Below are 16,478 nucleotides of genomic sequence, written 5' to 3' on the forward strand. Positions count from 1 at the left end.
TTAATAATTAGTTAGTAACCTTCGTTTTGAGAAACTTTAGCCAAATCAACAAAAGATTGAGGAATAGGCCATCTTACATGCTTAGGTTGAATGTTTGGAGCTGCATTTGGATTGTACATTTTTACTCTATCAACTAACAACCCTAAACGTTTTAGCATTGCCCATCTGTGTCCTTCATGTCCTAATTCACGTGCATGTTCTTCTAAAATAGTTTCTTGATCTAAACTTGTCAAATGATGAGTAGAATCACCATAAGCTCTATCTCTTATTGTGTTTATTAACTGTAATGCACGTCCTTCATCTCCATTTCTCCAATGAGCTTCAGCACCAATAATAAAAGCTTCCGCATAACGATATACAATGATATTTCTATAACCTTCTGCTTCACCTACAGTTCTTCCATAAGTACCATCTTCCCAATGTTTAGTTGTAGTTGGTTCAATATATCTACGCTGTATAGCATCAACACCAAATTGTTCAATAACATCTTCATCGGTTACAATATCTCCTAATTGTTTTCCTTCAGGTAAATTAGCTTCATCATCAAAATACCAATGCAGTTTATGCCAAGCTTCTAATCTTCCATCTTCTTCATCAAAAAGTGACCAATAATAATCTGATGGAGAAAGCCTTGACCAAGCTCTACCTCCTTGTTCCATAGTTCTTTGCACTCCACCTATTCTGTCATAAAGTGGTACATACATTTGAGATGTACGTTGAGCTCTATTACTTATTGCAGGGTCGAAAACCCAAGATAAAATAATTTCATTATTGCTTTCTTCTCCGGTTTTTCCTCCATCAGTACCAAAGATATTATCTAAAGGTTGAAGTTCATAAGATCCATCATTTACTACTGCATCAGCGGCTTTAGCTGCTTCAGCCCAATTACCTAAATCCATATATGCTTTAGCTAATAATAAATTAGCCAATCCTTTTGATGGCGCACCTACACCTGTTGTATTTGATCTAGGTTGTAACAATGGTATTGCTGCCTTACAATCTGAAATAATTAAATCATAAATCACAGATTTATCTTCTAAAGGTGCATCTGTAGTTGGCTCTTCGCCTTCAGGAAGTAATTTAGATAATGGAATATTATCCCATCTTTGTACTAATTCTAAATTCAAATAAGCTCTCATTGCGTAGGCTTCACCTATAAATCTTTGAATATTAGCTGCTTCAGCATCATCGTTTGGTACAATTTCGTTACCAATTACTCTATTACAATTAGCTAGTGATGCATAATAAGCATTCCAAATTTCTTCTATTTCACCACTTGAAGCAGATAATCCTGAATTATATTCATTCATACCTAACATACCTCCTGCATTAACGTCTACCAAATTGGTACCACTTTTTACAAGATCAGTTCCACATTGCTTATACATTGAAATTTGCATATTTTCATGTACGGCTCTTGCTCTTTCATATACTTGAAACATTGTTGCTTCCAACCCTTCTATATTGTTTAAAACTAAACTAGCAGGAAGTCCATCTCGTTGCTCAAGATCAAGAATGTCATCTTCACAACTCGAAAGTAGAAAAACTACTGAGAGTGATAATATTATATATTTTGTTAAATTTTTCATTTTACTCTATTGTTTAATTTAATTATTAGAAAGACGCTTTTACTCCAAAAGACCATGTACGAGTAATTGGATATGAACCAATAGAAGACTCTGGTGAGAATGCATCGTCATAATCAGTAAAATACTTTAAGTTATTTCCTCTTATAAATAAAGACAAATCGCTTAAAGGAGTATTGTCAAGATATTTTTTAGGTAATGCATATCCTAAAGAAACGTTTCTTAATGCAACAAATGAAGCATCTTGCACTTTAATTGCATTGGTGTAATTTCCTGAAGACATTGCTCCTCCAGTACCAACTCTAGGAAATTCATTGGAAGGATTGTCCGGTGTCCAATAATTTATATTGATAGCATTGTTTCTACCTGAATAGCCTCCGTAAAAATTATTAACTCTTGTAACTCCCTCAACAACTTCTACTAAAACTGATAATTCAAATCCTTTATATGTAAAAGTGTTGGTAATACCACCATACCAATCCGGTGTTGGATTACCTAAGAAAGTTCTGTCATCAGAATCAATTACATTATCTCCATTAATATCAGCAATTTTAGGGTCTCCAGGTACTGCGCCATATACTGCAGCAGCTTCTTCTTCTCCAAATTGCCAAACTCCTTTATATTTATAATCGTATATTTCTTGGATATCTTGTCCTATAAACCATCCGTTAGCGACGTTATCGATAGGTTTACCATCTTCATTAACATCTGCTCTACTTAATTTTACAATTTTATTTTTATCAGTTGCCCAGTTCACACTTGCATTCCAAGTAAAATCACTTGTTTGGATAATATTACCTTTAAGGTTAATTTCTAACCCTTTATTCTCAGTTTCTCCAATGTTAGATGGATAGAATTCAAAACCGCTGTTTGCTGCCGGTATTATAGTTTCAAATAATAATAAATCAGTTGTGTTAGTTTTATAATAATCAACAGATCCACTTAATCTATTATTAAACAACCCAAAATCAACCCCAACATTAAACTGCTTACTAGCTTCCCATTTTAAATTAGGGTTTGCAGCTCTGGTTCCAACTCCATAACCATTAAATAAAATTTCTTCACCGGTTTCAGGGTCTACTCCTACTCCAATTTGAATATTTTGAGTGCTGGCTCTATAATAATACGCAGGAAAGTTATCATTACCTGTTTCACCATAACTAAGTCTTAATTTTAATAAATTCAGCTTATTGTTTGGTCCCCAGAAATTTTCGTTATGAGCATTCCATGCAAAAGATGCTGATGGAAAGTTACCCCATTGTTTATTTGAACCAAACTTAGAAGAACCATCTCTACGAATTGTAAATGTTGCATTATATCTATTATCAAAGCTATACCCTACTCTTCCAATGTAATAAACTTTTCCACTTTCGTTTGTTTGCCAATCTGTCCTGCTATCACTCGATACTGCATCACCTAATGCATTATAACTTAATAAATTTGTTGGAATATTTTCTGCCTCAGATTGTAATTGCTCGTATTCATATTTTTGAAAACCATACACTAAAGTAACATCTAAATCGTGTTTTCCTAATTCTTTAGTATAATTTACGATATTATCTACTAAATATGAAACATTAGTATTTTTTCTAATTTGTGCAAAACTAGGTTTTTGATCATCGTATAAAGTTGATTGAAATTCACCATAAAATTCATCTCTGTTTTCAGCATAGGTATTTAAAGTATACTTTAAACCTTTCATAATATTGATATCCACATAAGGATTAATATAAGATCTGGTAACGTTTCTATCAATTACAGATTCTTTATATCTATGTAATGGATTTATTTGAAATCTATCATTACGTATAAACTTAGTTAAATTACCATCAGCATCATAAACATCTCCAAGAGGTGTGTTATTGCTTATTGGAATAAATGGCGCAAATCCTCCATCAATATTGAATTCACTAATTACATTACTAGTTTCATCAGCAAAACTTTTGGTTAACTGAACTCTAGCTCCAATTTTTAACCAATCTTTTGCTGAATAATCTCCATTAAAACGTACAGAATATCTCTTATAATCCGATTCAACAACAATACCATCTTCAGTATACATATCTCCACTTAAATAAAAATGGAACTTCTCTGTACCTCCTGAAGCTGTTAAGCTCAAATTATTTGAAATACCTGTTCTTAATAATACATCTTGCCAATCTACATCTTTACCTGCTATATAATTTGCTACTTCATTGGCATCTAATAATGAATTTACTGTCGCTGTAGTATTACCTGCAGCAACTTCAGAATCAAAACGATATTTTAAATATTGCTCACCATTCATCATATTCAGTTCGTTAGCTATATTAATCATCCCTACTGATCCTTTTACAGTAATTTCAGATTTTCCCGTTTTACCACTTTTAGTTGTTATTAAAACAACTCCATTCGCACCACTTGCACCATAAATTGCAGCTGACGCAGCATCTTTTAATATATTTACCGACTCTATATCATCAGGGTTTAATTCGGCTAAATTTCCTCCTACAATAGGTACACCATCAACTACAATAGTAGCTTGGTTAGCTTCGTCAACATTACCTCCTTCGGTAGTACCACCAAATGAGTTTGTCCCACGTATTTTAAAAGAAACTCCTGATCCCGGCTGTCCACTGGTTTTAGTTATACGCAACCCTGAAACCTGACCTCTTAATGCTTCAACAACATTAGGTACTGGAGTTTTCTCAATAGCTTCTACATCTACAGTAGTAATAGCTCCTGTAACGTTACCTCGTTCCATTGTACCATAACCTACAACCACTACTTCTTCTAAAGTTGTTGTTGATAAGTCTAGTTGTACATTAATAGTAGTTTGGTTGTTTACGGCAACTTCTGCAGTATTGTAACCCATAAAACTAAATACCAGAACTCCGCTAGATGGCACATTACTTATTGTGTAATTACCATCAAAATTTGTTGTTGTACCGTTATTAGTACCTTTTAAAACCACATTTACCCCAGGTATAGGCCCATCAGCATCAGAAACACTTCCCGAAACTGTTATTTGAGCATTCATACCTACCGTAAACATTAGAAATAAAATAAAAAACTCTAAACGTTTGAAACGTTTTGATTTACTTTTTATAAATAAATAATGAGTCATAGTTAATTGATTTAAAAAATTAAATTTGAATAATGTTCCTCAATTAGTTAATCGCCAATAATTTTTAAACTACTTCTTTTTTAAATAGCTTAAATAATAGTTTTGATAAAAAACTAATTTCTACAAATTTAAAAAAAATAATAATATGCGCAATCGATTGCGTTAATTTTTTTAAAAAACGAAAACGATTGAAATAGGATTATTTTAAACTAGTCTTATTAAGAGTCTTTAGTATTCTATTTTTTTAGTTTAATACTAAATTAAGTAAATAGTGGCTAAATAATTAAGAACTCATTAAGCAACATAAACCTCTTCACAAATAAAAAATATTTTATCTATTGAACTTAATTTATAGTTTTATGAAGTATTTTTCTAAAATTAGCAACTATAATTTTTAAAAGGGTTATTTATAAAAGTTACATAATCTAAATTCTGACGCTCATGTATATAAAACATACCTATAGTAATTGCATCTTCTTTAGAGGTCTTTTCATCACAATTAACTATTGTAATGTAGTTTTCTCTTCCTCTTCTTAATTCTTTTAAAACAGCAAACGTATTATCATTACTTCCATAATTTACAAAACAAAAGTGGTAATTGTTATTTGTATTTAAAAAAATTTGAAAATCATTATTTAACAATTCATATTCAACATTAAAACATGGTATAACCAATCCTTTTTTATTCCTCTTTAAACTTTGTGACTGATAATTTTTATGTCCATATAGATTTAATTCTTCTATTTTAAGTTTTGGTTTTTGCACTAAAATTTTCATAATTTTTTGCTTAAGTTTTTAAATACACTACTAAAACTATCTTTTTTGGAGTTTTAACTTTATATATTTTGTTAAACAGTACCTTTTTATAGTTAAAATGCTCATTTAATTAGACAAATAAAGTTATCTATCTAAAAATTATTTTCTCTTCTGAAAAAATTTGAGGTTATCTCTTTTTTGTATATTCTACTTAAAATTCAATAATTTTAAAATGATATTATTTAAGTAACTTGCACCGTCAAATACATTTTTGTGGAAAAAAACAACGAAAATTCAGTTAATTTAAATAAATACATCAGTAGTACAGGAATTTGCTCTCGGAGAGAAGCTGAAAAACTGATTATTGAAGGTAAAGTTACAATTAACAACAAACCAACTCAATTGGGAAATAGGGTTTTTGAAGGTGATATTGTTAAAATTAATGGTGAACTTTTAAAAACAAAACCAAAAATACTTTACATTGCTTTTAATAAACCTATTGGAATTGTTTGTACTACCGATAGTAAGGAACGAAAAAATATTATTAGATATATAAATCATTCCGAAAGACTTTTCCCAATTGGTCGTTTAGACAAGCCATCTCAGGGTTTAATTTTTTTAACGAACGATGGAGATATTGTAAATAAAATTTTAAGAGCCGGCAATAAACACGAAAAAGAATATATAGTTACAGTTAATAAAACTATTACAAACGAATTCATTAAAAAAATGAGTAATGGAATTCCCATTTTAAACACCATTACAAAAAAGTGCAACGTAATCCAACTAAATGAATTTACTTTTAAAATAATATTGACCCAAGGTTTGAACAGGCAAATTAGAAGAATGTGTGATTATTTAGATTATGAAGTTACCAAACTAAAACGTGTTAGAATTATGAATGTTAGTTTAGGTAATTTAGAAATTGGCCAATGGAGAGAACTTACTGAAAAAGAAATGCTACAAATAAACAATATGATTATAACTTCTTCCAAAACTGAAGAAGCTTCTAAAGACATTCATAAAAAAGGTAATACTCCTAAAAGAAAAGTTTCATTTCAAAATAAAAGAAAATATAGAAAATAAGTTTTATCATTAACTTTCAGAATTTCATTTCATAAAAATATCTCCATTTCTTAATAAAAATGACTGTAAATTAAACTTATATGGGAATATTATAACTTATTCCTAAAATCATGAAACACTTTATTTGTTAAAACTCCACACCTTTACACTATAGAAATTTAATAACTTTTTAATAGAAAAATTATGAAAACAAAAACTATAGGATTAGTAGCAATTGTAATAGGTATAATTATGATGGTATTTACAAGTATTAATTTTAAAACTAAAGAAGAAGTAGTTGACTTGGGTGCTGTTAAAATTAATAAAGAAAAAAATCACCCTGTAAAATGGTCACCAATTATTGGTGCTGTATTAATAATTGGAGGAATTGTAGTAGTTGCTACAGCTAAAAAAAGCAGTTAGAGTTAGTAAAGATTAACTAAAAATAGGTTATCTAACCTTTTCTTAAATTAATATAAAATCAGCTTTTAAAAAGCTGATTTTTTTTAGCTATTTCAACATAAAAAGATATAAAATTTAAAAAAGAAAAAGAATTAATAAGCTTCTCATATATTTTTTTTCAAACAAAACGTATTCTGTATCTTTGCCGCCTATGCAATTTGAATTAAAAACAACCGATGCTCAAAGCAAGGCAAGAGCTGGAGTAATAACAACTGATCACGGCGCAATTGAAACTCCAATTTTTATGCCTGTTGGTACTGTTGGTACAGTAAAAGGTGTACATCAAACAGAGTTAAAAACCGAAATAAATCCTGATATTATTTTAGGGAATACGTATCATTTATATTTACGTCCACAAACTAATATTTTGGAACAAGCCGGAGGTTTACATAAATTTATGAATTGGGACCGTAATATTTTAACTGATAGTGGTGGTTACCAAGTTTATTCATTATCGGAAAGAAGAAAAATTAACGAAGAAGGTGTTAAATTTAAAAGTCATATAGACGGCTCTTACCATACTTTCACACCGGAAAGTGTAATGGAAATTCAACGTTCCATAGGTGCTGATATAATTATGGCTTTTGATGAATGTACTCCTTATCCTTGTGATTACAGCTATGCAAAACGCTCTATGCACATGACTCATCGTTGGTTAAAGCGTTGTGTTACACATTTAGAAAAAACTCCTTTTAAATATAACTATAGCCAAGCTTTATTTCCTATTGTACAAGGAAGCACTTATAAAGATTTAAGAATACAATCGGCAGAATTTATAGCTTCTGTTGGAGCTGATGGTAATGCCATTGGTGGACTTTCGGTAGGTGAACCTGCTGAAGAAATGTATGAAATGACTGAAATTGTTACAGATATTTTGCCTAAAGACAAACCTCGATATTTAATGGGAGTTGGTACACCTATTAATATTTTAGAAAACATTGCCTTAGGAGTTGATATGTTTGATTGTGTTATGCCAACTCGTAATGCTCGTAACGGAATGTTATTTACAGCACATGGTACTATAAATATAAAAAATAAAAAGTGGGAAAATGATTTCTCTCCTATTGACGAAATGGATATAACTTTTGTTGATACTATGTATTCAAAAGCATATTTACGTCATTTGTTTACATCGAGAGAATTATTAGGTAAACAAATAGCTTCAATTCACAATTTAGGTTTTTATTTGTGGTTGGTTCGTGAAGCCAGAAAGCATATATTAGCAGGAGATTTTACTGAATGGAAAAACAAAATGGTAAAACAAATGGACAAAAGGTTATAATCAACACTTTTTATTTTACATTAATCTATTAATTTGAGAATATTAGATAAATACATATTAAAAAAATATTTAAGCTCTTTTGCCTTAGTATTAACTTTATTAATACCCATTGCCATTGCAATTGATGTATCTGAAAAAGTTGATAGATTTTTACGCCATACAGATTTATCTTTAGGTGAAATTATTCAAGATTATTATTTAAATTTTATAGTAATTTATGGCAACACTTTTATGCCATTGGCTTTGTTTATTGCTGTTATTTTTTTTACATCAAAATTAGCAGGTGATACTGAAATTATTGCAATCCATTCAGCTAAAATTTCATTTACAAGATTTTTAAGACCTTACTTTATTGGTGCAACTCTTGTAACTTTATTTGCTTTAGCCATGAATCATTTTGTTGTGCCAAGAAGTAATAAAATTTTTGATGAATTTGACAGAACCTATTTAAAGAAGAAACAATTAAACACCAGTTATTTAACCAACATCAACCTTCAATTAGGTCCTAACGACTATATTTTCTTTAAAAGTTATAATACTGACAGAGATATTGGCTATAATTTTTCCTATGAAAAGTTTGAAGGAAACAAATTGAAATATAAACTTTTTGCCAATAATATTAGATGGATCGAGAAAGACAGTGTTTTTAAATTAATCAATTATAAAAAAAGAACCCTTTTAGAAGATAAAGATATTATTGAATCTGGCTCAAAATTAGATACAGCTTTTAGTTTTACACCTAAAGATTTAATAAATGTTGATTATTTGGCCAAAGAAATGAATTCTTTTAAATTAAAAGAATATATTGAACAAGCCAAACACAGAGGTATTAGCAATTTAAACGCTTATTTAGTAGAATATTATAAACGAACCAGTTTACCTATTTCATCTTATATATTAACATTTATAGCTGTAACACTATCTTCAAGAAAACGAAGAGGTGGAATGGGAGTTAATTTAGCTATTGGTATTACTTTAATGTTTATTTATGTATTTTTCTTAAAAGTTGCAGAAGTGTTGGGTGCAGGAGCCGAAACAAATGCTTTTATAATGGTTTGGCTGCCTAATTTAGTTTTTGGTGCTTTAGCCATTTATCTATACTTTAAAAATGCCAAAAACTAAACTAAAAAACTACCTACATCTCCATTTATTAGTTTTTATTTGGGGTTTTACAGCAATTTTAGGTGCTTTAATTAGTATTGATGCTATTCCTTTAGTTTGGTATAGAATGCTTTTTGCCGTTATAATTGTTTTTATTTACTTTTTAATAAAGAAAAAATCATTAAAAATTCCACCAAAAGCAATACTGAAATTTTTAATTTCAGGTATAATAATTGCTGTACATTGGATTTTCTTTTTTTTGTCGATTAAAGTTTCTAATGTATCTGTTGCACTTATTGGACTTAGCACAGGAGCCTTATTTACTTCATTTATTGAGCCTTTATTTTTTAAAAGAAGACTTATCTTTTTAGAAATATTTTTTGGTTTAATTGTTATATCGGGCTTATTTATCATCTTTAATGTAGAAAGTGGTTACACATTAGGTATTTTATATTCATTAATAGCCGCTTTTTTATCAGCTTTATTTTCGGTTTTAAATGGCTTATTCATAAGACAACATAACGCGGAACAAATTTCATTTTACCAGTTACTTTTTGGTGTTGGTTTTATTACTATATATGTACTGGCTACTACCGGTTTTACAAATAAAGATTTTACGCTAACCAGCTCAGATATCATCTATTTATTAATTTTAAGTAGTATTTGTACTGCTTATGCATTTATAGTTTCCGTAAAAATTATGAAGTATCTATCGCCTTACACAGTAATGCTAACCGTAAATTTGGAACCCGTTTATGGTATTATTTTAGCGGTTATTATTTTTGGTGAAAAAGAAAAAATGAGTCCACAATTTTATATAGGAGCATTAATTATACTCCTCACAGTTATTATTAATGGAATACTAAAAAATAAAAAAAGTTAATATCTTATCATTAAAAATTGATAAGTTACTATATTTGTAGTTAGATCCAAATTTAAAAAAACATGGAATATTTAGATTTTGAATTACCAATTAAAGAGTTAGAAGAACAACTTGATAAATGTATTTTAATTGGTAAAGAAAGTGAGGTTGATATGACTGAAAGTTGTAAAAACATTGAAAAGAAATTGCTGAAAACAAAAAATGATATTTACAAAAACCTAACAGCATGGCAACGTGTTCAACTTTCGCGTCATCCAAATAGACCGTATACATTAGATCATATAAATGCATTAGCTGGTGATACATTTATGGAGCTACACGGTGATAGAACAGTTAAAGACGATAAAGCCATGGTAGGTGGTTTAGGTAAAATTGGAGACCAATCTTTTATGTTCATCGGTCAACAAAAAGGGTACAATACCAAAACTCGTCAGTACAGAAATTTTGGTATGTCAAATCCTGAAGGTTATCGAAAAGCTTTACGTTTAATGAAAATGGCCGAAAAATTTAGAATTCCGATAGTAACTTTATTAGACACTCCCGGAGCTTATCCAGGATTGGAAGCTGAAGAACGCGGACAAGGTGAAGCTATTGCCCGAAATATTTTTGAAATGACACGCTTAAAAACTCCAATTATTACAGTAGTTATTGGTGAAGGAGCATCAGGTGGTGCAGTGGGTATTGGTGTTGGTGATAGAGTTTATATGATGGAAAATACTTGGTATACAGTTATTTCTCCTGAATCATGCTCTTCAATTTTATGGAGAAGTTGGGAATACAAAGAAGTTGCTGCAGAAGCACTGAAACTTACTGCTGAAGATATGAAAAAGCAAAAGTTGATAGATGGCATCATAAAAGAACCTTTAGGAGGTGCTCATTACGACCGAGAAACTGCCTTTTTAGAGGTTAAAAAAACAATACTTAAAGCTTTTAATGAATTAAAAGATTTATCTGAAGAAGAACTTGTTAAACAGCGTATGGAAAAATACGACAATATGGGTGTTTATAAAGGATAAAAAATTAAATATAACTATTAAACCTCTCAATTTAGAGAGGTTTTTTTATTAATTTTATTGTTATGTATATACTCTCTCCAAAACAAATATCATTAGCTGATAAAGCAACAATAGAAAATAACAATATTGCTTCCATTGATTTAATGGAACATGCCGCAACACTTTGCTTTCAATGGTTACACAATAGGTTACAAGGTCAAAAAATCAAAATACATATTTTTTGTGGTATTGGAAATAATGGCGGTGATGGTTTAGTAATGGCAAGACTTCTTTATCAACACGACTACAATGTACAGTGTAATGTTGTTAATTTTAGCGAAAAACGGACCGAAGAATTTTTAACAAACTACAACAGATTAAAGGAATTAGGAGAATGGCCTAATGTAATTACAAATAAAGAAGAATTTCCTGAAGTTGCTTACGGTGATATTGTGGTTGATGCTATTTTTGGAAATGGATTAACCAGAAAACCTGAAGGTTTTACTAAAGAATTAATTCAGTACTTAAATAATACTGAAGCATTTATTCTTTCCATAGATTTTCCGTCCGGTTTATTTGGTGATAAAACTGTTGTTGATACAGATTCTGTAATTAAATCGAATCATATTTTAACATTTCAATCACCTAAATTGGCTTTTTTACTTCCAGAAAATAAACAATATGTAAATACTTGGGAAGTAATTGATATAGGTTTAGACGCCAATTTCATCAATAGTTTAGAGCCTGAAAATCATTTAGTTACAAAAAATGAAATTTTAGACATTTATCAACCTCGAAATAAATGGAGCCACAAAGGCACTTATGGTCACTCATTAATTATTGGTGGTAGTTTTGGGAAAATTGGAGCAGTTACTTTAGCCACAAAAGGAGCTTTAAAAATTGGAAGCGGATTGGTTTCTACTTACTTACCAAAATGCGGATATGATATTTTACAAATTTCAGTACCTGAAGCAATGGTTGAAGTTGATGATGATACTGCTTTAGAATATTTTAATATTAAAACCAAAGCAACTGTAATTGGTGTTGGACCTGGAATGGGAATTGCCGAAAAAACGGCTTTAGGATTCGAAAATTTTATCAAAGAAAATAAACTTCCTTTGGTTATTGATGCCGATGCAATTAATTTATTGTCACAAAATTTAGATTTAATAAAATATTTGCCAAAAAACTCTATTCTTACTCCACACCCAAAAGAGTTGGAAAGATTATTAGGCACTTGGAAAAACGACTACGATAAAATTGAAAAAGCAACTAACTTCTCGAAAGAAAATGACGTTATTATTGTTATAAAAGGAGCAAATACGCTTATTATTGATGGAGATTATAAATATTTCAATTCAACAGGAAATCCGGCCTTAGCAACCGGTGGCAGCGGAGATGTTTTAACCGGAATTATTACCGGACTAATAGCGCAAGGTTACAAACCCAAAAATGCAGCTATTTTAGGTGTTTACTTACACGGTAAAACGGCTGATATTGCAATTCAGGAAACCGGATACGAAACTTTTACAGCTTCTTCCATTTTAGAGTATTTACCTGATGCTATTTTAGATTTATTCAGACAAGAAAACACAACTCAAACTGATACTCAAAATCAACCTTCACAATAAAAAAATAGAATAAAAAAAGCGTTGAGATTTTCAACGCTTTTTTTATATTCAACTATAGGATTAAACTCCTAATTCGTTTAAAAATTCTTTAAGTTTAGGATCTGAAGGTCTGTAAACATCAGCATCAACAATTTTTCCGTCAGGATCTAATAAAATAAATCTTGGTATAGCATTAATTCCATAAGCAACAATAAAATCCGATTCAAAATTATTATCTGCAAATAATTGAACTCCTTTTAATTCTTTTTCTTTAACCATTTGTTTCCAAGTTTCATAAGCATTATCCTTATCTACCGAAATACTTACGAACTCAATATTTTTTCCATTGAATTCACTTTCCAATTCTTTTAAATAAGGAATTTCAGCTTTACAAGGTGCGCACCATGTTGCCCAAACATCAATATAAACATATTTTCCTTTTAAATCGGATAATGACGTTTTACCTCCTTTAAAATTTTCATAATTTTCAAAAATAGGAGAAACTGTACCTTTAGCCAAACGCTTTAAAGTTTCGTGCATTTTATCGTAATTAGAATCTAAATAACCAAAAAACATTTTTTCATTTCTATCATACATCATTTCAACAATAGAATCTAAATCAACAGCTTTCTCTTTATAACTTGCTAACATAGATTTTGCTTCACTAATTTTGTTATCATATTCCTCTTTATCTAAAATAAAATATGCTTTTGGATCTCCATGATCACCTACAAAAAAAGATCGTTGATTATCCATAAAGTTATTCGTTTCGGCTCCTTCGCCTTCAAAAGAAATACCTTCAGAAATTTTATTTCCTTTAAAATTTAAAACCAAATCGTAACCATTCTTTAAAAATATGTTAGTTCCATCAGCTCCACTTCTTAAAGCATGTAAACCGTCTGTAACTTTTAACGTATCAGAAAAAGTTCCATCGTCATTTACAGCTATTTCTTTTGAAAAACCGTTACTTTGAATGGTTAATTTTTCAATATCAGACGTGTTAAGTTTTCCTTTTAATGTAACATAATCCTTACTTTCATTTTTACATGAAATCATTAAAATTACACAAAAAAATAATATTATTTTTTTCATTGTTATCTATAGATTAATTAATAATTTCCAAAGATAAAATTTATTATACAATAAAATAAAAATAGGTTTACTTTAACAAATTATTTGCATATATTGGTTTGATTATTGAATTTTGAAATTCAAATTTTATACATGAACAACCTACATTATATTGACCATAAATTATTGGATTTCGAAACTTTAAACGAAATCATTTCTACAGGTAAAAAATTAAAGCTTTCAATTGAAGCAATTGAAAAAATTGAAAATTGCAGAAAGTATCTTGATAAAAAGATTAAAAATAACACCTCTCCTATTTATGGTATCAACACAGGTTTTGGCTCTTTATGTAATGTAAAAATTAATAACGAAAATTTACAATTATTACAAGAAAATCTTGTTATGAGCCACGCTTGCGGTACGGGTAGTGAAGTACCTCAAGACATAGTAAAAACAATGTTATTGCTTAAAATTCAATCTTTAAGTTATGGACATTCAGGTGTACAACTTAAAACAGTTGAACGTTTGATCGATTTTTACAATAACAATATTATTCCGGTTGTTTATACACAAGGTTCGTTAGGTGCTTCGGGAGATTTAGCTCCACTAGCCCATTTATCTTTACCTTTAATTGGCAAAGGTGAAGTTTATTATAAAAATAAGAAAACCAGTGGTGAAGCCATTTTAAAAAAATTCAACTGGGAAAAAATTGAATTAAAATCTAAAGAAGGATTGGCTCTTTTAAATGGTACGCAGTTTATGAGTGCTTACGGAGTACATCTTATTTTAAAATCATTAAAACTGTCTTATATGGCAGATTTAATAGGAACCCTTTCTTTGGAAGCTTTTGACGGTAGAATTTCTCCTTTCAATGAATTAATTCACTTTATTAGACCTCATAATGGACAAATTAAAACTGCAAAACGCATTAAAGAATTTTTAGAGGGAAGCGAACTTATAAGCCAGTATAAAGAACACGTTCAAGACCCTTATTCATTTAGGTGTATGCCTCAGGTACATGGAGCCAGTAAAGATGCTTTAGAGTATTGCAAAAAAGTATTTTTAACAGAAATCAATTCAGTAACCGATAATCCAAATATTTTTATTGAAGCCGATGAAATTATTTCGGGAGGCAATTTTCACGGACAACCTTTAGCTTTAGCATTTGACTTTTTAAGCATTGCAATGTCCGAAATTGGTAGTATTTCTGAAAGAAGAACTTTTCAACTTGTATCCGGTCAACGAAACTTACCACCTTTTTTGGTTAAAAATCCAGGATTAAATAGCGGTTTTATGATTCCTCAATATACTGCTGCCAGTATTGTGAGTCAAAACAAACAATTTGCTACTCCGGCTTCTGTTGATTCAATAGTTTCAAGTAACGGACAAGAAGACCATGTAAGCATGGGCGCTAATGGTGCCACAAAAGCTAAACAAATAGTGGATAATATTGAGACCATTTTAGCTATCGAATTGCTAAATGCATCACAGGCTTTACATTTTAGATTACCTGTTAAAACCTCTCCTTTTTTAGAATCATTTTTAAAAATATTTAGAAGTGAGGTTCCTTTTGTTGAAAATGATACCGTTTTAAGTTTAGAAATAAAAAAGACTATTTCATTTTTACAAAATATAAATATTGATGTTGAAGAAATTTTTGGATAAAATTAATTGCTTAATAACTAAAAAGCGATGGGTATGCCCATCGCTTTTTTAATTCAAATAATTTTACAATGTGTTTTGTTTAATCTTATATCTAATATTTTATCAATTATTATTCTTAATTTTTCACAGCTAAAAAATCCAACTTTTATTTAAAGTATTATTGATTTTTTATACTACGAATATACAAAAAACTTCACTTTCTAACAAAATTATAATTATGTATTTAATATTATTTTAACACACAAACAACTAATATTTAAAAAATTGTTAAATTAAAAACCTATTTTTTAACACTTATTTAATATTTATAACAAACAAGTATTAATTACAAGTAAATATTATTTAAAATATTATTCCATTTATAAATCTAAAAAATTAAGTATTTTTATTTTTTACAATAAATATTATGTCCTATGAAAAATTTAATTTACTTCGTTTTATTACTAATTACATTAACAGCTTGTTTTCAACCTAACAAAAACATTTCAAAAACAATTGAAAATGAAAAGAGTTACTATAATGAAGAATTAGCTAAAAAATATGGTGCTGATGAATATGGAATGAAAAAATATGTGATTGCTTTTTTAAAAAGAGGTCCAAACAGAGATCAAGATTCAATAACGAAGGCTAATTTACAAAGAGCACACTTAAACAATATAGAAAAATTAGCTAAAGAAGGTAAACTTGTTTTAGCTGGTCCTTTTTTTGGTAATGACGATTTAAGAGGGATTTATGTTTTTGATGTGCAAACTATTGAAGATGCAAAAAAATTAACTGAAACAGATCCTGCAATACAAGCAGGTTCTTTAATAATGGAATTGAAAGAATGGTATGGATCAGCAGCTTTAATGATGGTAAATGATATTCATAAAAAATTAGCAAAAACTGAAATATAA

The 16,478-nt window shown here is 29.5% G+C and carries 13 protein-coding genes; 9 read left to right on the plus strand and 4 right to left on the minus strand.

All coding sequences use genetic code 11. The annotated features are described in order from the left end of the window. Nucleotides 1-11: 11 nt before the first annotated feature. The 3 genes from HGB55_RS04945 to HGB55_RS04955 form a co-directional block, all read right to left on the minus strand. Complete coding sequence (locus tag HGB55_RS04945) at nt 12-1,589, minus strand: RagB/SusD family nutrient uptake outer membrane protein (protein ID WP_168815239.1); 1,578 nt, start codon at nt 1,587-1,589, stop codon at nt 12-14. 25 nt (nt 1,590-1,614) lie between these two features. Beyond that, a complete protein-coding gene (locus tag HGB55_RS04950) occupies nt 1,615-4,692 on the minus strand; it encodes a TonB-dependent receptor (RefSeq protein WP_168815241.1) in 3,078 nt (1,025 codons plus the stop codon). A 378-nt stretch (nt 4,693-5,070) separates the two neighbouring features. After that, nucleotides 5,071-5,469, minus strand: coding sequence for a hypothetical protein (locus tag HGB55_RS04955; RefSeq protein WP_168815243.1), 399 nt, complete (start codon nt 5,467-5,469; stop codon nt 5,071-5,073). Between the two features lie 252 nt (nt 5,470-5,721). Here HGB55_RS04955 and rluF point away from each other — a divergent pair, with 252 nt between their 5' ends. The 7 genes from rluF (at nt 5,722) to HGB55_RS04990 (ending at nt 12,867) form a co-directional block, all read left to right on the plus strand. Continuing rightward, the gene (rluF, locus tag HGB55_RS04960) at nt 5,722-6,534 is read left to right on the plus strand and encodes a 23S rRNA pseudouridine(2604) synthase RluF (RefSeq protein ID WP_168815245.1); all 813 of its coding nucleotides are present in this window, start codon (nt 5,722-5,724) and stop codon (nt 6,532-6,534) included. A gap of 183 nt (nt 6,535-6,717) precedes the next feature. After that, nucleotides 6,718-6,936, plus strand: coding sequence for a hypothetical protein (locus HGB55_RS04965; RefSeq protein WP_168815247.1), 219 nt, complete (start codon nt 6,718-6,720; stop codon nt 6,934-6,936). Nucleotides 6,937-7,126: 190 nt separating this feature from the next. Continuing rightward, complete coding sequence (gene tgt / locus HGB55_RS04970; protein WP_168815249.1) at nt 7,127-8,257, plus strand: tRNA guanosine(34) transglycosylase Tgt; 1,131 nt, start codon at nt 7,127-7,129, stop codon at nt 8,255-8,257. A gap of 33 nt (nt 8,258-8,290) precedes the next feature. Further along, the gene (locus HGB55_RS04975; RefSeq protein ID WP_168815251.1) at nt 8,291-9,379 is read left to right on the plus strand and encodes an LptF/LptG family permease; all 1,089 of its coding nucleotides are present in this window, start codon (nt 8,291-8,293) and stop codon (nt 9,377-9,379) included. Next, nucleotides 9,366-10,241, plus strand: a complete 876-nt coding sequence (locus tag HGB55_RS04980) for a DMT family transporter (protein ID WP_168815253.1) — start codon at nt 9,366-9,368, stop codon at nt 10,239-10,241. Before HGB55_RS04975 ends, HGB55_RS04980 begins: the two co-directional genes overlap by 14 nt. Nucleotides 10,242-10,303: 62 nt before the next feature. After that, nucleotides 10,304-11,257, plus strand: a complete 954-nt coding sequence (locus HGB55_RS04985; RefSeq protein WP_168815255.1) for an acetyl-CoA carboxylase carboxyltransferase subunit alpha — start codon at nt 10,304-10,306, stop codon at nt 11,255-11,257. 62 nt (nt 11,258-11,319) lie between these two features. Further along, nucleotides 11,320-12,867, plus strand: a complete 1,548-nt coding sequence (locus HGB55_RS04990; protein WP_168815257.1) for an NAD(P)H-hydrate dehydratase — start codon at nt 11,320-11,322, stop codon at nt 12,865-12,867. A gap of 60 nt (nt 12,868-12,927) precedes the next feature. Here HGB55_RS04990 and HGB55_RS04995 read toward each other — a convergent pair whose 3' ends face one another. Continuing rightward, nucleotides 12,928-13,938, minus strand: coding sequence for a TlpA disulfide reductase family protein (locus HGB55_RS04995; RefSeq protein WP_168815259.1), 1,011 nt, complete (start codon nt 13,936-13,938; stop codon nt 12,928-12,930). 132 nt (nt 13,939-14,070) lie between these two features. On the opposite strand from HGB55_RS04995, the gene hutH reads away from it, so the two are divergent. Beyond that, complete coding sequence (gene hutH / locus HGB55_RS05000; RefSeq protein WP_168815261.1) at nt 14,071-15,582, plus strand: histidine ammonia-lyase; 1,512 nt, start codon at nt 14,071-14,073, stop codon at nt 15,580-15,582. 413 nt (nt 15,583-15,995) lie between these two features. Further along, nucleotides 15,996-16,478, plus strand: coding sequence for a YciI family protein (locus tag HGB55_RS05005; RefSeq protein WP_168815263.1), 483 nt, complete (start codon nt 15,996-15,998; stop codon nt 16,476-16,478).

The sequence above is a fragment of the Lutibacter sp. B1 genome (assembly GCF_012524075.1).
GTDB lineage: Bacteria > Bacteroidota > Bacteroidia > Flavobacteriales > Flavobacteriaceae > Lutibacter.